The organism is Neptunicella marina (assembly GCF_014270035.1).
Lineage (GTDB): Bacteria > Pseudomonadota > Gammaproteobacteria > Enterobacterales > Alteromonadaceae > Neptunicella > Neptunicella marina.
This window is the reverse complement of sequence record NZ_JACNEP010000001.1, coordinates 179,771-201,437: the sequence shown is the minus strand read 5'-3', so window position 1 is coordinate 201,437 and position 21,667 is coordinate 179,771. Positions and strand designations below refer to the sequence as shown.

The following is a 21,667-nucleotide window of genomic DNA, read 5'->3' as shown; positions in this document are numbered from 1 at the left end:
AACATTTTAGGCATATTCACTGTCGGTCTGCAAATTCCGGTTAACATTAAAATTTATTTAATTGCATTTTGGGTGATCCACATCAGGCAAGCCAGCGTATACCGGTTTAAGCTTTCTGGAGTGATAACACATGACACAATCAATTAGCGCAACAACAGATAACAAACCTGTACTGGGTATAAGTGCCTGCTTAACCGGTGCGGAAGTTCGTTATAACGGTGGGCATAAACTGTCACGTTATTGTAACAACGTATTAAGTCGTTATTTTGAATTTAAACCCATGTGCCCCGAAGTAGCGATTGGTTTGCCAACGCCCCGGGCCGCTATTCGGGTGGTCAGTGTCGGGGGACAACATCAGGTTCATGAGCGACACGATGCCAGTAAGAATTATGCGCCAGCGTTGCAATCCTATGCCGAGACACAAGCACCATTTTTACAACATCTGAGTGGATTTATTTTCATGCAAAAATCGCCAAGTTGTGCTGTTGGCAGTGCAACTTTGTACACAGACAAAGGCATGCCAATGGCGAGTACTCATGGTGCATTTGCGGAAAAGTTAATGCAATTAATGCCTTGCTTACCCGTGGTTGAAGCGGGGGCGTTGAATGACAGTCGTTGTCGGGAAAATTTTTTGCTACAGGTGTTTGCTTACCATGAATGGCAGACTACGGTTTTAACAAATCCCACATTGCTTAATATCCAGAGGTTTCATCACAGATATAAGTTGTTATTACGCAGTCATAGCGAATCGGTATGCAAGATGCTAGGCCAAAAACTGGCCAGAACTGCTGTGCAAGACGCAGAGGTACTGGTAAATGAATACATTGTTGAATTTATGCAGGCGATGAAAAAACTGCCTAAACCACAACATCACGCCAGTTTACTTATGCGTATTTATAAAGGACTAAAACAGCAGTTAAGCGGGGCTGAGCGACAGCAATCCATTACCTATATTGACCACTACCGCAACGGTATTGTGCCTTTTATTGTGCCCATGACACTGCTGAATGTTTTCCGCGAGAAATATCAGTGCCGCAGTGACTCAGCTGTATGGGATGCTTATCCCTTTGAATTAGGTTTACAAAATGCTATTTAACGCCGATAAGGCTGCCATGGTCTTTTTTATGTCTACGCAAGGATAAACACATGAATCTGATGTGGTTTCGCAGTGATTTGCGTATAGATGATAATCCTGCACTGTCAAACGCAATGCAGGATGGAGCGACTGCTGCTGTTTATTTTCTTACTCCGGAACAATGGTGTAAACATGATTTTTCCCCCGCGCGTTTGTCTTTAATGGCACGGCAACTCGATGATTTAACTGAGCAGCTTGCATCACTTAATGTGCCGATCATTATTCGAAAATGTGCTGACTTCTCTGCGGTACCTGCCGCCATGGCAGAGCTGATTGTCGAACTGGGAGCGTCAAAGCTTTATTTCAATCATGAATATGAAGTTAACGAAATGGCGATGAGCCGTAATGTGGTTAAAAAAGTGCGGCAGCTGACATTGCAAACGGTTGCCTGCCACGACCAGTGCATGATAGAGCCGGGCAAAATTAAAACCGCTCAGGGTGAATGCTACAAAGTGTATAGCGCGTTCAAACGCGCATACATCAAAGCGTTTGACCAGTATTGCCGCGATTATTATCCCTGTCCGCAGCCTCAGAGCGAGATTATGCTGCATAGTGATAAACAGGCGTTGGATATTTGGCTTGCTGAGTTGGAGCGCGACCTTGTTGATTGGCGGTCTGTGTGGCCAGCAGGGAGAGACGCGGTGCAAAATCAGCTAAATGAGTTTTTGCAACAGGCCGTGAGCGATTATCATGAATATCGTGATATTCCTTCTATTAATGGTACCAGCGGACTGTCGGCTTATATAGCAGTAGGCGCAATATCAGTACTTGAGTGTTTCCGCGCAGCAAGACAACTAAATCATGGTGAAATCGATACCGGACAACAAGGGCCAGTTAGCTGGATAAATGAACTTATTTGGCGTGATTTTTATCGCCATTTACTGATTGCCTTTCCTGACTTATGCCGTCACAAACCCTTTAAACTGGACACTGATAAACTTCCCTGGAAAAAAGATCGACAACTTTTTGAGAGATGGTGTCAGGGCAAAACTGGCTATCCGCTTGTAGATGCTGCTATGCGGCAGCTCTTGCAAACTGGATGGATGCATAATCGTCTCAGAATGGTAACGGCGATGTTTTTAACCAAACATTTATTTATAGACTGGCGCTGGGGTGAGCGTTTTTTTATGCAACATTTGGTTGATGGGGATTTTGCGTCGAATAATGGGGGATGGCAGTGGAGTGCGTCGACCGGCGTGGACGCTGTGCCTTATTTCCGTATTTTTAACCCTACCCGACAATCAGAACGGTTTGATGAAGATGGCAGTTTTATACGACGCTATGTGCCGGAACTTGCTCATTTAAGTGCCAAAAACATTCATCAACCCAGTAAAGAGCAAGCGATTCAGGCTGGTTACCCTTTGCCTGTTGTTGAACATAAAGTGGCAGTTGCACAAACCAAAAGCTGGTTTGCTGATTTGACCCAACAGGTAAGCTAACAAGCACATCAAAGGATATGACTATGCAACCCTCACCACAGCATGCCAGTGAGCTGATCCACAAGCTGGAAAATTTATTTGAAAAGCTCGATAAAATCAGCTTTCAACCGCAATTGTTTGACGAAGTGTATGCGCAAAATATGTGTTTTGAAGATCCGTTTCACCGCATTGAAGGACGAGATGATTTCAAGCATTACTGTGCTAATTTGTATGAAAATGTAGCCTATTGTCGGTTTACCTTTTTGTCACGTTTTATGCAGGAGTCTCAAGCTGTTCTCCGTTGGCGGATGGATCTGTCCCACCCAAGATTAAACAAGGGACAAAACATAATATTGGATGGCTGCAGTTATCTGGAGTTTGAGCAAAAAATAACATTTCATCGGGATTATTTTGATGGCGGACAAATGTTGTATGAGCATCTCCCGCTGTTAAAGCATGCCATTGCTTTAATTAAAAACCGCATGGTGAACTAATGTCATTGAATGAGGTTAACCGTATCTGGCTGGTAGGGGCTTCCCGGGGGATTGGAAAAGCGTTGTTTCACGAACTTGATAGAGATGGTCGGACGTTATTTATTTCTGCCCGGGATGAAGCTGCTCTGAATAATTTGTCTCAACAATCGTTGGCGGATGTACAGCCTTTACCTCTGGATATTACCCAGCCAGAACAAGTTGAACGTGCCGTTGCGGACATAGCCGATCGTATACCACAGTTGGATTTAGTCATTATTAATGCCGGCAGTTGTGAATATATCGATAGTGAGCAACCCAGTTTGTCGGCTTTCGAGCATATGATGAAGCTTAATTTTATGGCGCCGTTAACGGTGCTTAAACAGGTAATGCCACTGTTAAAACATGAAGATAAAAAACGTTTGCCAACCTGTGTTTTTATCTCCAGCAGCGTACATTATTTTGCCTTGCCCCGTGCTGCCGCTTATGGTGCGTCCAAAGCGGCACTCAGTTATATGGTCGAGTCTTTAGCTACAGACTTACAACATCGCAATTTACATTTGGCATTGGTACACCCTGGCTTTGTCAAAACTGACCTTACAGACGCTAATGACTTTCCTATGCCATTTCTACTTAGCGCAGAACAAGCAGCAAAACGTATTGTTAAAGGACTGGGAAAAGGCCAGTGCAATATTAGCTTTCCACGACGCTTAATCTGGCCATTGCGCTTATTAGGGATTTTACCGGCAAATATGCAACGGCTTATTGGCGGAAAGTTATCCAGACTCAGACAACATAAGGAAAAGTAGTAATGACCGCAGGTAAAAAGATTGCAGTAGTGGGTTCGGGGATTTCAGGTTTAACTGCGGGGTACCTTTTAAGTAAAAAACATCAGGTCAGTTTGTTTGAAGCCAACGATTACTTAGGTGGTCATACGCACACGGAACAAATTGAGATTGATGACACGATTTATCCGGTAAATACCGGCTTTATTGTGTTTAATGATCGTACTTATCCTAACTTTATTCGTTTGATGGACGAGATTGGTATTAAAAGTGAAACGTCAAATATGAGTTTCAGTGTGCGTTGCGAAAATACCGGTCTTGAATACAGTGGCACCAGCCTCAATAGCTTATTTGCCCAGCGGCGAAACCTGTTACGTCCGGCGTTTTGGAAGATGGTTGCAGATATTTTGCGTTTTAATCGTGACGCGTTAGCCGCACTTGAAAAAGGTGATATATCTGCCAGCCAGACAGTAGGAGAGTTTCTGCAACAAGGCGGATATGGTCGCTGGTTTCAGGACTATTATATTATTCCTATGGGAGCGGCTATCTGGTCAGCTTCTTTTGACATGATGCGAGATTTCCCGCTGTTGTTTTTTCTGCGTTTCTTCAAGCACCATGGATTGCTTAGTATCAATAATCGTCCGGTATGGCATGTATTGACCGGTGGTTCCAGCAGTTATGTCGAGCCTTTAATTGCTCCGTTTAGGCAGAATGTTCACATAAATTGTGCGGTAAAAACCATTGAACGTGACAAACAGGGGGTTACCTTGTGTTTTTCCGATGGCCATAAACAACAATTTGATGAGGTTGTTCTGGCATGTCACAGTGATCAGGCGTTATCTATGCTGGCACAACCAACCATGCAGGAACAGGCGGTGCTGGGTGCTATTGGTTATCAGGAAAATGATGTAGTGCTGCACACGGACCGGCGTTTTATGCCGAATAAAGATCTGGCGTGGGCCAGCTGGAATTATCATCTGCCCCAGTACACATCTCATATGGCGATGCTGACCTATTACATGAATTTACTGCAAAACTTCGAATGCAAAACACCGATTTTAGTTACTTTGAATCGTACGCAGGATATCGATCCCGCAAAAATATTGAAGCAATATCGTTACAGTCATCCTGTGTTTACTCTTGATGCGATGGATGCGCAACAACGTTTTAGCCAAATTAATAATCAGCAACATACTCACTATTGTGGCGCATACTGGTTTAACGGTTTTCATGAAGACGGCGTTAACAGCGCCATCCGTGTGGTTAAGCAGCTGGGGATCGACTGGTAAATGGGCTGGCGACAACAAAATTGTGTTTACAGTGGAACCGTCCTGCATAAGCGGTTTGTGCCTAAAAAACATAATATCAGTATGGATATGTTTATGTTGTATCTGGACATTGATGATATTGATCAGCAGTGTCTGAATCAGCGGTTTTTGTCGTTAAATAAATTTAATTGGTTAAGCGTTTATCGTCGTGATTATTTTGCGCCACAGAATACTTCGTTGAAACAGGCGGTGATTGACAAGGTCAGGTGCGACTGGCCTGCAAAGATAACGTTGCCAGAGATTAAACAGGTATTTGTACTAACACAGCCACGTTTTCTGGGCTATGTGTTTAATCCACTGTCGTTATATTACTGTTTTGATGCTAATAATCAATTATGTGCAGTGTTAGCCGAAGTGTCTAATACCCCCTGGAATGAACGCCATGCTTACGTTATTCCCTGTACGGAGCCTTCTGACAAGCCTAATCAATCCATACAGTATGAGCACGATAAAGCCTTTCATGTGTCACCTTTTCATCCCATGAATATGTGTTATCAATGGCGTCTTACTCAACCGGCTAATAATGTGCAGGTCAGTATTGAAAACTGGCATAAAAGTGATCATAAGAAGCACTTTGTTGCGACATTTTCGTTTGATGCTTCTCCTTTATCGGACGGCGTTGGGCGTTATATCTGGCGGTTTCCATTAATGACCGCCAAAGTTGTATTAGGCATTTACTGGCACGCATTACGCTTATGGCTTAAAGGATTAACTTTTTACTCTCATCCATTAAAAAAATAACGTTTTTCTGATCCAAATATTTGCCGGGTACGTAAAAGGGAAAAACACAAAACATGGAGTGCTAAATGGCAAACTCAGATATATCCCTGACATCCAGTAAGTCTTCTAATTCTTTTGTTCAGTCAGTCTCACGTAAACTGGTGTTTGCCAAGCTAAACGCTTTACGTTTTGGTCAGCTAACGGTTAAAGAAGGTAGCGAAAAATTTCAATTTGGCAGTGTACAATCTGACTATCCGCATTTAGTGGCAGAAATTGATGTTGCAGACAACAATTTTTATGTGGAAGTGATGTTAGGTGGCAGTATTGGTGCAGCGGAATCTTACATGAGTGGGGACTGGCGCAGCCCAAATCTGGTGGCGTTAGTTGAATTACTGGTGGCCAACAGTGATGCGTTAGATGGGCTGGAGAAAATAACCGCCTTGTTTACACAGCCATTAGCCAGGCTCCTGCACTGGTATCGCCGTAACACCCCAAAAGGTTCTCGCCGAAATATTGCCGCACACTACGATTTAGGTAATGAATTTTTTAGCTTATTTCTTGACCCGACCATGATGTACTCGGCCGGTATTTTTCCGCATGAAAATGCCACCATGCAACAAGCATCCGAACACAAACTTAAAGTTATTTGCGACAAACTTGAACTGAGTGAAGAAGATCATCTACTCGAAATTGGTACAGGTTGGGGGGCAATGGCGATTTATGCGGCAAAACATTATGGTTGCAAAGTAACCACCACAACCATATCCCAACAACAATACTTGCATGCCAAACAATGGGTTGAACGAGAGGGGTTAACCGACAGAATCACCTTATTACAAAGTGATTATCGTGATTTACAAGGTCAATTCGATAAGCTGGTATCCGTGGAAATGATCGAAGCGATTGGCTGGCGTTATTTACCGGTGTTTTTTAAACGTTGTCATCAGTTGATTAAGCCCGGTGGGCTGATGCTGCTGCAGTCGATAACGATTGCCGAGCAACGATATGAAAAAGCCAAATTCCGGGTCGATTTTATTCAGAAATATATCTTCCCGGGTGGTTTTTTGCCATCGGTACAGGCATTACTTACTGCCATGCGTGATGCCAGTGATTTTCGGCTGGTCAATCAGCAGGATTATGCCGAACATTACGCCAGAACACTGGCATGCTGGGAGCAGGCGTTCCATGTTAACCGCGATAAAATAAAGGCGCTGGGTTTTAACGATGAGTTTATGCGTATGTGGCATTTCTATCTGGCGTATTGTCAGGGGGGATTTAATCAACGCAGCATAGGTGTCAGCCATGTGTTAATGGCGCGTCCATTTGTTGCCTGAGTTGTATTTTCCGGTAAAAAGAGCTTGGTATGTTAGTAAAACCAGTCATTATTGTATTGTTATCCCTTGTCGTATTGCCACTGCAAGCACAGCAGCAATTGGCGATTGAGGGTATTGCCAAAGACCCGGACAAGGGACAAGTGCTCTATCGTGAATCGTTAAAGATAACAACTGATTCAAAGCAGCGACTTGTGGATGCAACCGTGAGTTATTTTTATACCGATGATAAAGCGTTTGCGATTAAATCCTTAACTTATGGTGATGAGCCATTAATGCCAGACCTTATCTTTAATGATTTTCGCAATGATAGTCAGACCCAGGTGAGGCATGATAACAAGCAGTTGTATGTTAATTATCGTATAAAAGATGAACTTACCAGCAAAAAGCTGCCCCTGCCCAGTGATAAGCCTGTAGTGGTGGATGCCGGTTTTGAACGTTTAATTCAGCAGTACTGGTTACAATTAGTTGCGGGCAACGCCATATCCTTTTATTTTCTGGCCATTGACCGGGCTAAACTGGTGGAATTTACCTTATCTAAATTAAATCAGTCAGCTGATACAGTGGTATTTGAAATAAAACCGGATAGCTTTTGGGTGTCACTGGTAGTGGATCCCATCACGCTGGTTTTTGACAAACAACAGAGACTGCTGCGGTTTTCGGGGTTAACCAATATCGCAGCGCTGGATGACACAGGTCAGGTGGCTAATCATAATTATCAGGCGACTATCCAGTACCGTTATCCCTGATTGTTATCCATATGATACAGCTTCAGTAAGGGTGTGCCAGATGCAATGGATCGAGAAGTTTGTCCAGTTGTTGTTCAGATAAATTCGTTTCCTCCAGTGCAATTTGCTTAACTGTTTTACCTTCTTTATCCGCTCTTTTAGCTATGACAGCGGCTTTTTCATAACCAATTTCACCATTAAGTGCGGTGGCTAACACCGGATTTCTGGCCACAGTTTGCAGCATCGACTGCGTATTTACCCTGAATTGTTGAAACACTTTATTTGTCAGGCTTTCCATTGCATTACTGAGCAACCTGATACTGCTCAGGGTTTTATCACCAATAATTGGCAACATCACATTTAATTGGAAATTACCGGATTGTGCCGCGACCGTCACGGTGGTTTCATTGCCAATGACTTCGGCGGCGATCATGGCTACCGCTTCCGGAATCACCGGGTTAACTTTACCTGGCATAATAGAAGAACCGGGTTGTAATGCCTGTAACTGAATTTCCTGTAATCCACCAATGGGACCAGAATTCATCCAGCGCAGGTCATTGCTGATTTTAAGTAAGGCTACTGCCAGTGATTTTAGCGCAGACATGAGTCGTAACTGGTGATCCTGAGCGCTCATAAGTAGCGCCGGGTGAGGGGCGTTTTCCCAGAGGGAATGATCTGACTGTTGTAAATATTTTACACATAGTCGTGCAAAATCAGGATGGGCATTAATACCGCTGCCAACTGCAGTGCCTCCAAGGGGTAATCGACAAAGTTCCTGTTGACTGAACTTAAGTGCATTTTGTGCTGCAATAAGCTGTTGTTGCCAGCTGGTTAATTCCTGTGACAAGGTTACCGGCATGGCATCCATTAAATGGGTACGGCCATTTTTGACTGTCTGTTGATGCTGTTGTGCCAGATTGCGGAGCCGCTCAGTCAGAGCCTCCAGTTGTTTATACAGTGCCTGAAGTGTTGTTACTGATGCCATTTGAATGGCGGTAGGGATCACGTCATTACTGCTCTGGGCCATATTGACATGATCATTCGGATGTATCTGAAGCGATGATTTTTCTGAGGCCAGTGTTGATATCACTTCATTAACATTCATGTTGGAGCTGGTGCCTGAACCAGTTTGAAATACATCCAGTGGAAAATGCTGTTTTTTGTCGAGAGATTTGGCCTGTGTGCAGGCTTCAATTATCGCGTTGGCAATTGATTCAGGTAACTGCCGGAGTTCTTTATTGGCGTGCGCTGCCGCTGCTTTAATGTCGATAAGGGCATCGATGATTGCTGAATCCATGGGGCGATTGGAAAAGGTGAAGTTATCGTGTGCCCGCTGGGTTTGTGCCTGATAATAGACATTGGCAGGTACTTCAACGTCGCCCATACTGTCATGCTGTACCTTGAATTGTGTCATTTCGCCTCCAGTAATAGTGTGAGCCACCAACTATTTTGTCGGTGATTAATAAATAGATGGTGATCTAAATTAATTTTTAAAGGAGTAATCATTCGTGGCCAATCCTTATCAACAGCTGGATCAGCTTTCTGTTGCACAAACCTCATTTAATTATTTTAGTTTTGCCCCTTTACAGCAAAAGTACGATTTAAGCCGTTTGCCATTTGCTGCAAAAATTCTACTGGAAAATCTAATCCGTCACGCCGATCAGGAATTTGTTGATGATGACGATATTGTCACTCTGGCCAGATGGGATGTGGAAAACTGGCAGGATACCGAGATTGCTTTTGTTCCTTCCCGGGTGATTTTACAGGACTTTACTGGTGTACCTGCAGTGGTCGATTTGGCCACCATGCGTGATGCCATTGTAGAGCTTGGAGCAAAAGCGGACGCTATTAACCCGCTTAATCCTGTTGAACTGGTGATTGACCACTCTGTGATGGTAGATGTGTTTGGTGTACACGATGCGCTGCAAAAAAATACTGCGATTGAAATTGAGCGTAATCGCGAACGTTACCAGTTTTTGCGCTGGGGACAACAGGCCTTTGATAACTTCAAGGTTGTGCCTCCGGGGACAGGTATAGTGCATCAGGTCAATCTCGAATATCTGGCCAGAGTGGTTTTTGCAGACGCAGAGCAGGATGCGCCGCTGTTGTACCCTGATACTTTAGTCGGCACCGATTCTCACACCACCATGATCAATGGGTTAGGTGTATTAGGTTGGGGAGTCGGTGGTATTGAAGCCGAAGCCGCGATGCTAGGTCAGCCTGTGACCATGTTGCTGCCTGAAATCGTCGGGTTTGAATTACGCGGTGCGTTACCGGCCGGTGCTACAGCTACCGATTTGGTTTTAACAGTTACAGAGCAATTGCGTAAACGTGGTGTGGTTGGCAAGTTTGTTGAATTTTATGGTGACGGGGTAAAACATTTGTCGCTGGCAGATCGTGCCACCATTGCCAACATGGCACCAGAATATGGTGCAACCTGTGGCATTTTCCCGATTGATGAGCAAACCATGCAATATTTGCAACTTACCGGGCGCTCAAATGCTCAGTGTGAGCAAATTGAACACTACCTGAAAGCCATGGATATGTGGGGCACAGAGAGTCAGAAAAATGCGGTTTATCACGATACTCTGCAGTTAAATTTAGCCGATGTTGTTCCCAGTATTGCCGGTCCTAAACGTCCACAGGACCGAATTGCACTGGATAAAGCCGCCAATGCCTATCAACAGTGGTTAGATTCACAAATTCCGGTTCAACAACTGGATGATGAACAGGACAAAGCTGGATTTGAAAGTGAAGGAGGGCATCCGTCTCCACAAAATCCAGTACAAAATGGTGAAGCAGGCGTGCCTTGTGAATTCCGTGGTGAGGAGTTTGTGTTACAGGATGGTGCAGTGGTCATTGCCGCCATTACCAGTTGTACTAACACTTCAAATCCGTCGGTATTGGTCGCCGCCGGCTTATTGGCGCGTAACGCCCGCGAAAAAGGGTTGTCGGTTAAACCCTGGGTTAAAACCAGTTTTGCGCCGGGCTCGCAGGTTGTAACCGATTATCTGCACAAAGCCGGTTTAAATCAGGATTTAGATGCGCTCGGCTTCCAGTTGGTTGGCTATGGTTGCACTACCTGTATAGGTAACTCAGGACCATTACCTGATGAGATCAGTGAAGCAATTCATACGGGCAATCTGTCGGTAACGTCGGTGCTTTCGGGTAATCGTAATTTTGAAGGCCGTATTCACCCAGAGATTCAGGCAAATTATCTGGCGTCACCACCGCTGGTTGTTGCATACGCGCTGGCAGGAAATATGAAAGCAGATCTAGCCGCAGAGCCTCTGGGAGAAGATAAAAATGGGGCGCCGGTGTACTTAAAAGACATTTGGCCATCAAATAAGGAAATTCAGCAGGCCGTAGCGGATGTAGTAGACAGTGATATGTTTACAAGTCGCTACGCAGACGTATACAAAGGCAACGAAGACTGGCAATCGCTCGACGTTGCACAAAGTGCCATATACGACTGGCCGGATTCGACTTACGTTAAACGTCCTCCATTTTTTGAAGGAATGTCTTTGCAGGTGCCGGACGTTGAACAGATTAAAGGGGCGCGCTGCTTACTTAAACTGGGCGATAGTGTTACTACCGATCATATTTCGCCAGCGGGCAGTATCGCGATTGATAGCCCTGCTGCCAATTATTTACAGGAGCAAGGTGTCTCACCTAAGGATTTTAACTCGTATGGTTCCCGACGTGGTAATCATGAGGTGATGATGCGTGGTACCTTTGCCAATGTCAGATTGAAAAATCAACTGGCTCCGGGTACGGAAGGGTGTTGGACGCGACTGATGCCTGATGGAAAACAGATGAGTGTATTTGACGCTGCAATGCATTATCAGCAACACAATGTGCCAAGTATTGTATTAGCTGGCAAAGAATACGGAACTGGAAGTTCTCGTGACTGGGCAGCGAAAGGACCTTCATTATTGGGTGTTAAAGCCGTGATTGCGCAAAGTTACGAACGAATTCACCGTTCCAATCTGGTGGGAATGGGCATTTTACCTTTGCAGTTTAAAGAGGGTGAAAGTGCTGACTCTCTGGGATTAAGCGGCGAAGAAACTTTTGATTTCGCGCCTGTTACGCCAAAAAGCAAATCCTTAACAGTGATGGCGACGTCTAACGAGGGTAAAACCACAGAGTTTGAGGTAACCGTGCGTATAGATACGCCAAATGAATTCCATTATTACCGCCATGGCGGTATTTTGCATTATGTATTGCGTAATCTGGCCAGTTAAGCGTGTTCGCTGAAAAATGAAAAAGGGTCAGCAGTTGCTGACCCTTTCAGGATTTTAATCACTATCAGGCATTAAGTAAGCGTACCAGCATTTCTCTTACTTCGGCAGGCTCAAAGGGTTTGTCACATAATGCGTTTACCCCGGTTTGTTGTACGTTACTCATATGGGCGGTATTGGCCTCTGAGGTCACCATAATGATAGGAATATGCGAGGTGGACTGATTAAAGCGGATAAACTCCGCCAGTTCACGACCATCCATTTCCGGCATATTGTAATCTGTGACGACCAGATCAAAGGTTTCATCTTTTAAGCAGGTGACAGCATATGCGCCGTTTTCTGCTTCTTTGATGTTTCTTAATCCCATACTTTCAAGTACCCGGCGAATATGATTACGTGCCAAACGGCTGTCATCCACCAGCAAGACTCTTACATCAGCAATATCAAATAAATCCAAATCCACTTCGACGGTATTGATAACATCCAGCGTTGCCATTAATGCACGTGTTAAATGAATCGGTTCAAATGGTTTAGGTAATATGGCCACCACACCTGATTGTTTAAATTCTTCCAGTTTAGCTTGTCTGAACTCACTGGATACCAGCATAAATGGAATGCTGTTGGCATTGGATTGCCCTTTCATTTTTTGCAATAAATCCAGCCCGGTTCCATCGCCAAAATACATGGCGCTTACCACTAAATCCACTGCGTGTTTGTCCAGCTCGGCTAATGCATCACTCACGGAGCCGACGGCAATAATTTGTCCAACCTGCTCTTTTTCGAGCATGCCGGAAATGATTTTTTGCTGAGTATCGGACGGCTCAACCAGCAAAATACTGAGTTCAGATAAAACGACTTGATGTTCCATTGGATTCCTGTTGAATTTTTTGCTTAGCCACCGGCAAGTTTAACGGTAAAACCCTGTTTTTGCAGAATTTCCATCACTTTTTCACGGTTATCCCCCTGAATTTCGATAATGCCATCTTTCAGGGCTCCACCGGTTCCACATTTCTTTTTTAGCTCAGTACAGATTTTTTTGAGTTCGTTATCATCCTTGTCTATACCGCTAATGGTGATTACGCCTTTGCCTTTACGGCCTTTGGTTTCACGACGTATACGAATAATTCCGTCACCTTTAAGACGCGTTTGTTGCTGTTTGGGCTCCTCAATTCTTCCGCCATCCGTGCTGTATACCAGTTGGCTGTTTGAGTCTTTCATTGACGCTCTCTACGCATATTATTTAAAGGAGGGATTTTAGTAAAAATTTGCTGCTATGCCTATGTTTATCAACGTAAAACTGTATGAAAAGTTATCACATTTTCAGGATTGAAATTATCGATTCAGCCACCATTATTAAACCTAAAAGATAAAGAGAGATAATTATGACAACAACAATTCGCCGTGCGACTCCTGATGATATCAATGCTTTGGTAAATTTTAACCAGGCGATGGCGCATGAAACCGAAGGTAAAGTGCTGGATAAAGACACTTTGACGCAAGGCGTAGCAAGGTTAATTAATCAACCGGAGTATGGCTTTTATTTAGTGGCTGAGACTGATGGCGAGATAGCGGCTGGATTAATGGTGACCTACGAATGGAGCGACTGGCGTAATGGTCTGTTTTGGTGGATTCAAAGTGTGTACGTAATGCCGGATTTTCGACGTCAGGGTTTATATACTGCTCTGTATAATGAAGTTAAAGCTCTGGCAGAAAAACAAACGGGTGTGTGCGGATTCCGTTTGTATGTGGAAAAAGAAAATATCGCTGCGCAGAAAACCTATCAGGCACTTGGTATGCAAGAGTGTGAATATTTTATGTATCAGAATAAATAGTGTTTAAACCTGATGGGAACCATTCCGGTTCCTGTCACTCACACTTATTATGATTTCATGTTAAAGAAAAAGGAGACTCTTTTGCTCAACAAGCTTTTACGTTGGTTTGAACAGAATCTCAATCCGTCTCAGCAATCCTCATCTGAGCACACTCTTAAAATTGCCACCGCAGTCATGTTTTACGAAATCATTCGTGCAGATCATAAAATAGATGAGCAAGAGTTAACCCTGTTACGTCAATTACTCTCAGATTCTTTTAGTCTCTCAACTGATGAATTAAATGAATTAATGCAATCAGCTAAAGATTACGCTGAAGAAGCGGTTGATATGGTTCAATATACACGCGTAATCAACGAGCAATGTAGCCGGGAGCAAAAACAGCAGTTTATTTTGCAGCTTTGGCAGCTGGCTTATGCTGATCAAGCTCTGGATGGTCATGAAGAACTGCTTATCCGTAAAATTTCTGATCTAATCTATCTGAATCATAGTGATTACATTCAGGCTAAGTTAAAGGTAGTTCCAGCCTGATTGTGAATAAGATACTTTTTAACGACACCGTAACTAACTGAAATTAAATATATTTTCTTTTCCTTTGCAGGAGCTGTTGCAAATTTGCTACAGCTTCTGTGTTCTCATCACCTTTTTTACATCTAAATCTAACGTATATAATTGATTTTAAATAAAAATATATTCTTGGCACTAACTTTGATTAGTTATAAACACGTTACTCACCATAGTGGTGAAACGACGTGTAAGCTGGGAGATTAGGATGAACAAAGTCGTATTAATAAGTGGATTGTTAACAGTGACCAGCATGGTGTTTGCTGACAACGAAAAAATGCCTGATGCACCAAAAGTTAGTCCGGAAAAGGTTGCCGCAGTTAATCATTGGATTGCCAGGCTGGATCAGGATGAAGACGGTAAATTAACGATCAAAGAAGCCATGGCCGACCCTGTGTTACTGGCGTCATTTGGTAAAATTGATACCAATGGCGATGGTCAGTTGAGTCAGGCTGAAATGGATAAAGCCCAGTCATTTTTGCAAGGAAGTGATAGTTAATTAAGTGATAGCCGAATCTGAGTGAGCTTGCAGCGTTCGGCTTTTCATTTGGATGCAGTACCTGTATGTTTACAGGCAAAAGGACAGCTAGATAAAAGTATGCAATTGCGTCTGGGTTCGCTACGACAACTAACCTTAGTCAGTTTTATGTTTGCGCTGTTACCGCTGGGCGTTTTGCTTTGGCAAAATCAGCGTATGTTGAGTGATCTGGGGAATCTGGCCGTCACACAAGCGCGCCATGCCGTGGATTTAACCCGCTCTGTAGAGTCACTACAGGACAATGCTAACGATATAGAACGCCTTGTCCGTCAATACCGGGTGTTAAATAATCCTGATTTGTTACCCGTTATCCAAAACTACACACGCTTGTTTAGCGGTGCGTTGACTAACAGCTGTAATAAAACCGATTTATCTCACTTGTGTGTGGAAATTCGCCACCATTTACAACAGATTGTTAATCTGGATGCAGAGCTCGATACGCAATCGGTAGATCTTGAGTTACGACAATTCCGTCAGTTACTGGTCAATTTTACCGATGCTGCGTCAGCGCAACTTGATGCCAGTTTGGATCAGCAGCGCCAACATGTATTGCAAACCCGTGAGGAAATTACCTGGCAGACGCTTATTTTGGTAATTATTACAATGATGTTGGTGTGGGCTGCCAGTCAGGTGGTGGTAAAACCTGTATCAAAACTGGAACGTCTTATTCGTGCAATTGGCAATCAAAATGCCAATTTGCCAGCAATGGAGTTTAATTATCCTCGTGAACTGGTTGATTTGGACACTCGCTTACGCTGGCTGGCAAAACGTTTAACTCACCTGGAGTCTATACGCCATGCAATGTTGCGTCATGCATCACACGAACTTAAAACACCATTGGCCAGTATTCGTGAAGGTTGCTCGTTACTGAGTGACGAGGTTGTAGGGCCTTTATCGGAAAAACAGCAGGAAGTGGTATCACTACTGGATATTGGTGCCAAACGGTTAACCCAATTAGTTGAACAATTGCTGGATTACAACCGTTTATTGCAGCAGAGCAATGCTAAACCGGGATGGATTAATGTAGCTGATTTATTTGAACAAATATCTGAACGGCACAAATTATCCGTCGCGCAAAATAAACAGTATTTACAACTGGATTTACAAATTAAGCGGTTATTTGCCGATGAACAACTTTTGCAACGCATTTTGGATAACCTGATCAATAATGCCGTGGCGTATGGCTTAGCGGATTCAGCCATTGATATTGAGTTAACCCAGCAGGATTCTCATTATTGTCTTACCGTCAGTAATGCTTGTCGGACATGGGATACTGATAGTGCAGAACAATTATTTCAGCCTTTTCAGCGTGGTGAACATAGTCAGCGTAACGATGGTTTATCTGGTTCAGGTTTAGGTTTGTCTATCGTTGCGGATTGCGCACGTATGATGGGCGGTGGTGCTCACATCGTGCCCGGTGATCCCCGGCAGTTTAGTGTGCGTATACTATTACCCAACAACAAGGGAACAGAATGAGAATAATATTAACCTGCGGCTTATTAACCTTGTTGGCGGGTTGTCAATTGTTACCCCTTGAGGGCCGTGAGCCTGCGGAAATAAGTTATGCCTGTGCAGATAGTGATAAGTTAAATTTATCCGATGAACCCTGTAATTTGCTGGGGTGGTTTAATTACCGTCAAAAAATAGATAATTTGAGTTGGCCAGAAAGAAAAAAACGCATTGCCACATTAAGTGATTCAAAAGTGAATACCTTAAAAAAAATCATATTAAGTCAAAATACCACTACACCGTATCAAAGTCGTCTGCGGGCACAGAATCAGTTAAATGAACTCAAACCTGCATTACCTAAAATGATGTCGGCTTTGATGTCAGTTTGGGTATTGCAACCCAGTCAAAAGTTGCTTGAGTTTGAATCGGCATTGGTCACGCTGGGAAAAATTAACGCACGGCAGTCGCAAACCATAGATGAACAAAAGTTACAGATTGAACAGCTTGAGCAACAACATCAGCAACAACAGGACCAAATTGAACAATTAATGAATATCGAAACCAGTTTAAGCGAAAAGGAACAACAGGATGAAGGCTAACAGCGCCCGCATATTAGTAGTAGATGATGATCCCAGTTTATTGCGCTTATTAAGTTTGCGTTTAGAAGGTGAGGGGCATGACGTGTCCACCGCCAGTGATGGTGAGCAGGCATTGCGTAATTTACAGGATGCCAGCTTTGATCTGGTGCTTAGCGATTTACGTATGCCGGGCATGGACGGCATGACTTTATTTGATGAAATTGTACGTAAACACGCAGGGATCCCCGTCATTATCATGACCGCCCACGGTTCGATAAATGAGGCCGTTACCGCTACACAAAGTGGTGTGCATGGTTTTTTAACCAAACCGATTGATCATGATCAACTCAGAAGTACGATCGAAAGTGCGCTTGAAGTGAGTCACTTTAGTAATCATGATGCCTGGCGCGAAGACATTATCACCCGTAGCAGCACCATGGAAAATTTGCTGGAACAAGCTTATCGGGTAGCGCAACGTAATGTGAGTGTGCTGCTAACCGGAGCCAGCGGTACCGGGAAAGAGTTACTTGCAAAAGCCATTCATAAAGCCAGTCCACGTAAAGATCAGCCTTTTGTGGCGATAAACTGCGGGGCTATCCCAGAAAATTTACTTGAGTCTGAATTATTCGGTCATGCAAAAGGCGCCTTTACCGGTGCGATATCAGACCATCAGGGCTTATTCCAGCAAGCGGATAAAGGCACGTTACTGTTAGACGAAATCGGTGATATGCCGATGCATTTGCAGGTCAAGCTATTACGTGCATTGCAGGAACAGCAGATTCGACCGGTTGGCTCAAGCAAACATATCTCAATTGATGTACGGGTTATTTCTGCAACGCACCGTGATATTGATGCGGCAATGAAAGAAGGGCAGTTCCGGGAAGATTTGTATTATCGTCTGAATGTCGTGAACTTGCAGTTGCCTAGTTTGCAGCAACGGGCTGAAGATATACCTGTTTTAGCCCGGCATATGTTGCAAACCAGCGCAGAACGTCAGGGTGTGAAAGTAAACCGTTTTTCAGATGATGCGATGCAAATGCTGACCACAGCGTCATGGCCGGGTAACGTCCGCCAGCTGGTGAATGTGGTTGAACAGTGTGTGGCATTAACCCAAAGTCCGATAATTGGCCGACATATGGTAGAGCAGGCGTTATCAGAATCAGGATGTATCTGGCCAAGCTTAAGTGACGCGCGTGATGCCTTCGAACGCCAGTATCTGTTAAAAGTGCTTAAAATGGCCGATGGTAACGTAACTCGTGCCGCAGATTTGGCCGGACGAAATCGCACCGATTTGCATAAGCTGCTCAAAAAACATCAGTTAAGTACCGCTGATATTAAAGCTCAGTCGAGTGTGAGCGAATAACACTCGCAAATTTTGTTCGATCAATTGGCGAGTGCTGCTTTGTGCACTCGCATCTTCAACTCGTTTGAGTATAATATTGCGCTTCTTAAATAGGGCAAAAACAGCATGGCTGTTCCCCGTGGTTTAGTACGGCATTGAGGCCGGATAATAGGATTTTTTCATGCGCACAGATTATTGCGGCAACATTAACGCTTCTTTTGTAGGTCAAACAGTAACACTTTGCGGTTGGGTAAATCGCCGTCGCGATTTAGGTGGTGTTATCTTTCTCGATTTGCGCGACCGTGAAGGCATAGTGCAGGTTGTTTATGATCCTGATTTAGAAGATGTTTTTGCAACAGCCAACAAAGTACGTAATGAATATTGTGTGCAGCTGACCGGTTTAGTACGTGCGCGTCCTGAAGGGCAAATCAACAAAGATATGTCCACCGGTGAAATCGAGATTCTGGGTAAAGAGCTGACAATTTTAAATAAATCAGCACCGCTGCCACTGGATTTCAATCAGGAAAACTCTGAAGAGCAGCGTTTAAAATACCGTTATTTAGACTTACGTCGCCCAATTATGAGTGAGCGTTTAAAATTCCGTGCAAAAGTGACTGGTGCGGTGCGTCGTTATCTGGAAGATAATGGTTTCCTTGATATCGAAACACCCATGCTGACTAAAGCCACACCTGAAGGTGCGCGTGATTATTTGGTACCAAGCCGTACTCACAAAGGCCGTTTTTTCGCACTGCCTCAATCTCCGCAATTGTTCAAACAACTGCTGATGATGTCGGGCATGGACCGTTATTATCAAATCGTAAAATGTTTCCGTGACGAAGATTTACGTGCTGATCGTCAGCCTGAATTTACCCAAATTGATATTGAAACCACCTTCCTGGATGCTGATGGCGTGATGGCAATTACTGAGGACATGATCCGTGGTTTGTTCAACGATTTACTCAATGTGGATTTAGGTGATTTTCCACGTATGACCTACGCTGAAGCCATGCGTCTATACGGTAGCGATAAACCCGACTTACGTAACCCATTAGTTTTTACTGACGTTGCGGCCATTGTTAAAGACGTTGATTTTAAAGTGTTCTCTGGCCCGGCGAATGATCCAAAAGGTCGTGCTGTGACTATTTGTGTACCTGGGGGTGCAGAATTGTCCCGTAAGCAAATCGACGATTACGGCAAGTTTGTCGGCATTTATGGTGCTAAAGGTCTGGCATGGATGAAGGTAAACGACATCGATGCAGGTCTTGATGGCTTGCAGTCGCCCATTCTTAAATTCCTGAATGAAGATGTAGCGAAAGCATTGTTGGAAGTCACTAACGCTAAAAATGGCGACATTCTGTTGTTTGGTGCAGATTCTTACAGCGTAGTCACCGAAAGTATGGGCGCTTTACGTTTAAAACTGGGTGAAGATTTAAATCTGTTACAAGGTGAATGGAAACCACTATGGGTTGTTGATTTCCCCATGTTTGAAGAAGTCGATGGCGAAATGTATGCGCTACACCATCCATTTACCTCTCCTCGGGACCTGACACCTGAGCAACTCGCCGCAGACCCTGCAAATGCCATTTCCAATGCCTACGATATGGTATTAAATGGCTGTGAATTAGGTGGTGGTTCGGTGCGTATCCACGATCAGCAGATGCAACAAACCGTGTTTAATATTCTGGGTATTGATGAAGAAGAAGCACGCAGCAAATTTGGCTTTCTGTTAGACGCACTGCAATACGGTACACCGCCACATGCTGGTTTAGCATTTGGTTTAGATCGTATGGTGATGTTAATGACAGGTGCAACCTCGATTCGTGATGTAATGGCCTTCCCCAAAACCACCACAGCTGCCTGCCCATTAACTGATGCACCGGGAATCGCCAGCGCAGAACAGTTACAGGAACTGGCGATTGCATCAACAGTGACTGATGAGCAGGATAACGCTTAAGCGGTTTTTACCGTATGGCCGTTATTCTTGGTATTGACCCGGGCTCACGACTGACCGGTTATGGCGTTATTCGCCATGTAGGTAGCAAAGTCGAATACCTTGGCAGTGGATGTATCCGGCTGGGCAGCGATGCCTTACCGGTGCGTTTACAAAAAATCTATGCTGGTGTCAGCCAGATCATCGAACAATATCGGCCTGATTTATTCGCCATAGAGCAAGTCTTTATGGCGCGTAATCCCGATTCTGCGCTTAAACTTGGCCAAGCGCGTGGTGCTGCCATTGTCGCCGCGACAAATCATGAAATTGATGTAGCCGAATATTCTGCACGCCAAATCAAACAAGCTGTTGTTGGCAAAGGTGCTGCGGATAAAACGCAGGTGCAGCACATGGTAAAACATTTATTAAAGCTGCCCGGCACGCCGCAAGCTGATGCTGCCGATGCGTTAGCTGTGGCGTTATGTCATGCACATAGTTTCCAGAGCCTGATTAATATGGCAGGCCATGCCACAAAAACCGTGCGCGGTCGGTTACGTTAACACCTCAATTCTTGTCCCTTGCTTGTCATCTATTGACAATGTGTTTATATACAGTAGTCTTGCCTGTAAATCTAAAAAATCCAATGAAAAGGGTAGTGTGTGATCGGTAGAATTCGTGGTGTCGTCATCGAAAAACAAGCACCAGAAGTATTAGTTGAAGCCGCAGGTGTGGGGTATGAAATTCAGGTACCCATGACCAGCTTTTATCAGTTACCTGATGCCGGTCAGGAAGCGATAATCTATACCCATTTTGTAGTGCGAGAAGATGCCCAATTACTCTATGGTTTTGCCAACAAAACAGAACGAGCTTTATTCCGCGAGTTAATTAAAGCCAATGGCGTGGGGCCAAAACTGGCACTGACTATTATGTCGGGCATGTCGGCAGAGCAGTTTATCCAGTGCGTGAATTATGAAGATGTCACCGCACTGGTTAAATTACCGGGCGTAGGTAAAAAGACAGCTGAGCGCTTAGTGGTAGAAATGCGTGACAGACTGAAAAATCTGCAACCTGTTATAGCAGAAGGCGGCGCGCCAATGCCGGCTAATAATGAGTCTGTGGTGGTATTGGGCGCAATGGATGATGCTAAACAGGAAGCCTTAAGTGCATTATTGGCTCTGGGTTACAAACAAGCGCAGGCGTTGCAAGTGATTAAATCCGTGTATCAGGATGAGATGACCAGTGAGCAGCTGATCCGTGAAGCCTTAAGAGCGATGGCATAAT

21 protein-coding genes are annotated in these 21,667 nt (G+C 44.2%); 18 read left to right on the top strand and 3 right to left on the bottom strand.

Going from position 1 to position 21,667, the window contains the following annotated elements:
* The first annotated feature begins 130 nt into the window (after positions 1-130).
* The 8 genes from H8B19_RS00965 (at position 131) to H8B19_RS00930 (ending at position 7,936) form a co-directional block, all read left to right on the top strand.
* Positions 131-1,096: a DUF523 and DUF1722 domain-containing protein gene (locus H8B19_RS00965; RefSeq protein ID WP_186504905.1), complete on the top strand. Its 966-nt coding sequence runs from the start codon at positions 131-133 to the stop codon at positions 1,094-1,096.
* 50 nt (positions 1,097-1,146) lie between these two features.
* Positions 1,147-2,574, top strand: a complete 1,428-nt coding sequence (phrB, locus tag H8B19_RS00960; RefSeq protein ID WP_206683148.1) for a deoxyribodipyrimidine photo-lyase — start codon at positions 1,147-1,149, stop codon at positions 2,572-2,574.
* A 23-nt stretch (positions 2,575-2,597) separates the two neighbouring features.
* Positions 2,598-3,047, top strand: a complete 450-nt coding sequence (locus H8B19_RS00955; RefSeq protein ID WP_186504904.1) for a nuclear transport factor 2 family protein — start codon at positions 2,598-2,600, stop codon at positions 3,045-3,047.
* Entirely contained in the window at positions 3,047-3,832 is a 786-nt protein-coding gene (locus H8B19_RS00950; RefSeq protein WP_186504903.1) for an SDR family NAD(P)-dependent oxidoreductase, read from the top strand. Before H8B19_RS00955 ends, H8B19_RS00950 begins: the two co-directional genes overlap by 1 nt.
* A gap of 2 nt (positions 3,833-3,834) precedes the next feature.
* Positions 3,835-5,097, top strand: coding sequence for an NAD(P)/FAD-dependent oxidoreductase (locus H8B19_RS00945; protein ID WP_186504902.1), 1,263 nt, complete (start codon positions 3,835-3,837; stop codon positions 5,095-5,097).
* Entirely contained in the window at positions 5,098-5,877 is a 780-nt protein-coding gene (locus tag H8B19_RS00940) for a DUF1365 domain-containing protein (protein ID WP_277816367.1), read from the top strand.
* Between the two features lie 65 nt (positions 5,878-5,942).
* Positions 5,943-7,190: an SAM-dependent methyltransferase gene (locus H8B19_RS00935; protein ID WP_186504900.1), complete on the top strand. Its 1,248-nt coding sequence runs from the start codon at positions 5,943-5,945 to the stop codon at positions 7,188-7,190.
* Positions 7,191-7,219: 29 nt separating this feature from the next.
* The gene (locus tag H8B19_RS00930; protein ID WP_186504899.1) at positions 7,220-7,936 is read left to right on the top strand and encodes a hypothetical protein; all 717 of its coding nucleotides are present in this window, start codon (positions 7,220-7,222) and stop codon (positions 7,934-7,936) included.
* Positions 7,937-7,958: 22 nt separating this feature from the next.
* Here the strand turns inward: H8B19_RS00930 and H8B19_RS00925 are convergent, their stop codons facing one another.
* The gene (locus H8B19_RS00925) at positions 7,959-9,329 is read right to left on the bottom strand and encodes a class II fumarate hydratase (protein WP_186504898.1); all 1,371 of its coding nucleotides are present in this window, start codon (positions 9,327-9,329) and stop codon (positions 7,959-7,961) included.
* A 94-nt stretch (positions 9,330-9,423) separates the two neighbouring features.
* Between H8B19_RS00925 and acnA the strand changes: the two genes are divergently transcribed.
* Entirely contained in the window at positions 9,424-12,159 is a 2,736-nt protein-coding gene (gene acnA / locus H8B19_RS00920) for an aconitate hydratase AcnA (protein ID WP_338401476.1), read from the top strand.
* Between the two features lie 64 nt (positions 12,160-12,223).
* Here the strand turns inward: acnA and H8B19_RS00915 are convergent, their stop codons facing one another.
* Both H8B19_RS00915 and yciH read right to left on the bottom strand, forming a co-directional pair.
* Complete coding sequence (locus tag H8B19_RS00915; RefSeq protein ID WP_186504897.1) at positions 12,224-13,024, bottom strand: response regulator; 801 nt, start codon at positions 13,022-13,024, stop codon at positions 12,224-12,226.
* A 23-nt stretch (positions 13,025-13,047) separates the two neighbouring features.
* Positions 13,048-13,374, bottom strand: coding sequence for a stress response translation initiation inhibitor YciH (yciH, locus tag H8B19_RS00910; RefSeq protein WP_186504896.1), 327 nt, complete (start codon positions 13,372-13,374; stop codon positions 13,048-13,050).
* Between the two features lie 164 nt (positions 13,375-13,538).
* On the opposite strand from yciH, the gene H8B19_RS00905 reads away from it, so the two are divergent.
* The 9 genes from H8B19_RS00905 to ruvA all read left to right on the top strand — a co-directional run bounded on the left by H8B19_RS00905 (position 13,539) and on the right by ruvA (position 21,666).
* Positions 13,539-13,988 carry a GNAT family N-acetyltransferase gene (locus H8B19_RS00905; RefSeq protein WP_186504895.1) on the top strand — a complete coding sequence of 150 codons (450 nt, stop codon included), beginning with the start codon at positions 13,539-13,541 and terminating at the stop codon, positions 13,986-13,988.
* Between the two features lie 81 nt (positions 13,989-14,069).
* Positions 14,070-14,516, top strand: a complete 447-nt coding sequence (locus tag H8B19_RS00900; RefSeq protein ID WP_186504894.1) for a tellurite resistance TerB family protein — start codon at positions 14,070-14,072, stop codon at positions 14,514-14,516.
* Positions 14,517-14,757: 241 nt separating this feature from the next.
* Complete coding sequence (locus H8B19_RS00895; protein ID WP_241737430.1) at positions 14,758-15,048, top strand: EF-hand domain-containing protein; 291 nt, start codon at positions 14,758-14,760, stop codon at positions 15,046-15,048.
* Positions 15,049-15,069: 21 nt separating this feature from the next.
* Positions 15,070-16,563, top strand: coding sequence for an ATP-binding protein (locus H8B19_RS00890; protein WP_186504893.1), 1,494 nt, complete (start codon positions 15,070-15,072; stop codon positions 16,561-16,563).
* The gene (locus H8B19_RS00885) at positions 16,560-17,135 is read left to right on the top strand and encodes a hypothetical protein (protein WP_186504892.1); all 576 of its coding nucleotides are present in this window, start codon (positions 16,560-16,562) and stop codon (positions 17,133-17,135) included. The genes H8B19_RS00890 and H8B19_RS00885 overlap by 4 nt, the downstream gene beginning before the upstream one ends.
* Positions 17,125-18,477 carry a sigma 54-interacting transcriptional regulator gene (locus H8B19_RS00880; RefSeq protein WP_186504891.1) on the top strand — a complete coding sequence of 451 codons (1,353 nt, stop codon included), beginning with the start codon at positions 17,125-17,127 and terminating at the stop codon, positions 18,475-18,477. The genes H8B19_RS00885 and H8B19_RS00880 overlap by 11 nt, the downstream gene beginning before the upstream one ends.
* Before the next feature lie 160 nt (positions 18,478-18,637).
* Positions 18,638-20,410 (top strand): aspartate--tRNA ligase, encoded by a 1,773-nt coding sequence (aspS, locus tag H8B19_RS00875; RefSeq protein ID WP_186504890.1) that lies wholly within the window; start codon positions 18,638-18,640, stop codon positions 20,408-20,410.
* A gap of 14 nt (positions 20,411-20,424) precedes the next feature.
* Entirely contained in the window at positions 20,425-20,946 is a 522-nt protein-coding gene (gene ruvC / locus H8B19_RS00870) for a crossover junction endodeoxyribonuclease RuvC (RefSeq protein WP_186504889.1), read from the top strand.
* Between the two features lie 99 nt (positions 20,947-21,045).
* On the top strand, positions 21,046-21,666 hold the full coding sequence (gene ruvA, locus H8B19_RS00865; RefSeq protein WP_186504888.1) for a Holliday junction branch migration protein RuvA: 621 nt from the start codon (positions 21,046-21,048) through the stop codon (positions 21,664-21,666).
* Position 21,667: the final 1 nt, after the last annotated feature.

Excerpts from the sequence above, each read along its gene's own strand:
- H8B19_RS00950 (WP_186504903.1), top strand. The coding sequence starts at position 3,047 with ATGTCATTGAATGAGGTTAACCGTATCTGGCTGGTAGGGGCTTCCCGG.
- H8B19_RS00930 (WP_186504899.1), top strand. The coding sequence starts at position 7,220 with ATGTTAGTAAAACCAGTCATTATTGTATTGTTATCCCTTGTCGTATTG.
- H8B19_RS00945 (WP_186504902.1), top strand. The coding sequence starts at position 3,835 with ATGACCGCAGGTAAAAAGATTGCAGTAGTGGGTTCGGGGATTTCAGGT.
- H8B19_RS00955 (WP_186504904.1), top strand. The coding sequence starts at position 2,598 with ATGCAACCCTCACCACAGCATGCCAGTGAGCTGATCCACAAGCTGGAA.
- H8B19_RS00880 (WP_186504891.1), top strand. The coding sequence starts at position 17,125 with ATGAAGGCTAACAGCGCCCGCATATTAGTAGTAGATGATGATCCCAGT.
- H8B19_RS00905 (WP_186504895.1), top strand. The coding sequence starts at position 13,539 with ATGACAACAACAATTCGCCGTGCGACTCCTGATGATATCAATGCTTTG.
- H8B19_RS00895 (WP_241737430.1), top strand. The coding sequence starts at position 14,758 with ATGAACAAAGTCGTATTAATAAGTGGATTGTTAACAGTGACCAGCATG.
- yciH (WP_186504896.1), bottom strand. The coding sequence starts at position 13,374 with ATGAAAGACTCAAACAGCCAACTGGTATACAGCACGGATGGCGGAAGA.
- H8B19_RS00965 (WP_186504905.1), top strand. The coding sequence starts at position 131 with ATGACACAATCAATTAGCGCAACAACAGATAACAAACCTGTACTGGGT.
- phrB (WP_206683148.1), top strand. The coding sequence starts at position 1,147 with ATGAATCTGATGTGGTTTCGCAGTGATTTGCGTATAGATGATAATCCT.
- H8B19_RS00925 (WP_186504898.1), bottom strand. The coding sequence starts at position 9,329 with ATGACACAATTCAAGGTACAGCATGACAGTATGGGCGACGTTGAAGTA.
- H8B19_RS00885 (WP_186504892.1), top strand. The coding sequence starts at position 16,560 with ATGAGAATAATATTAACCTGCGGCTTATTAACCTTGTTGGCGGGTTGT.
- H8B19_RS00940 (WP_277816367.1), top strand. The coding sequence starts at position 5,098 with ATGGGCTGGCGACAACAAAATTGTGTTTACAGTGGAACCGTCCTGCAT.
- ruvC (WP_186504889.1), top strand. The coding sequence starts at position 20,425 with ATGGCCGTTATTCTTGGTATTGACCCGGGCTCACGACTGACCGGTTAT.
- H8B19_RS00915 (WP_186504897.1), bottom strand. The coding sequence starts at position 13,024 with ATGGAACATCAAGTCGTTTTATCTGAACTCAGTATTTTGCTGGTTGAG.
- H8B19_RS00935 (WP_186504900.1), top strand. The coding sequence starts at position 5,943 with ATGGCAAACTCAGATATATCCCTGACATCCAGTAAGTCTTCTAATTCT.
- aspS (WP_186504890.1), top strand. The coding sequence starts at position 18,638 with ATGCGCACAGATTATTGCGGCAACATTAACGCTTCTTTTGTAGGTCAA.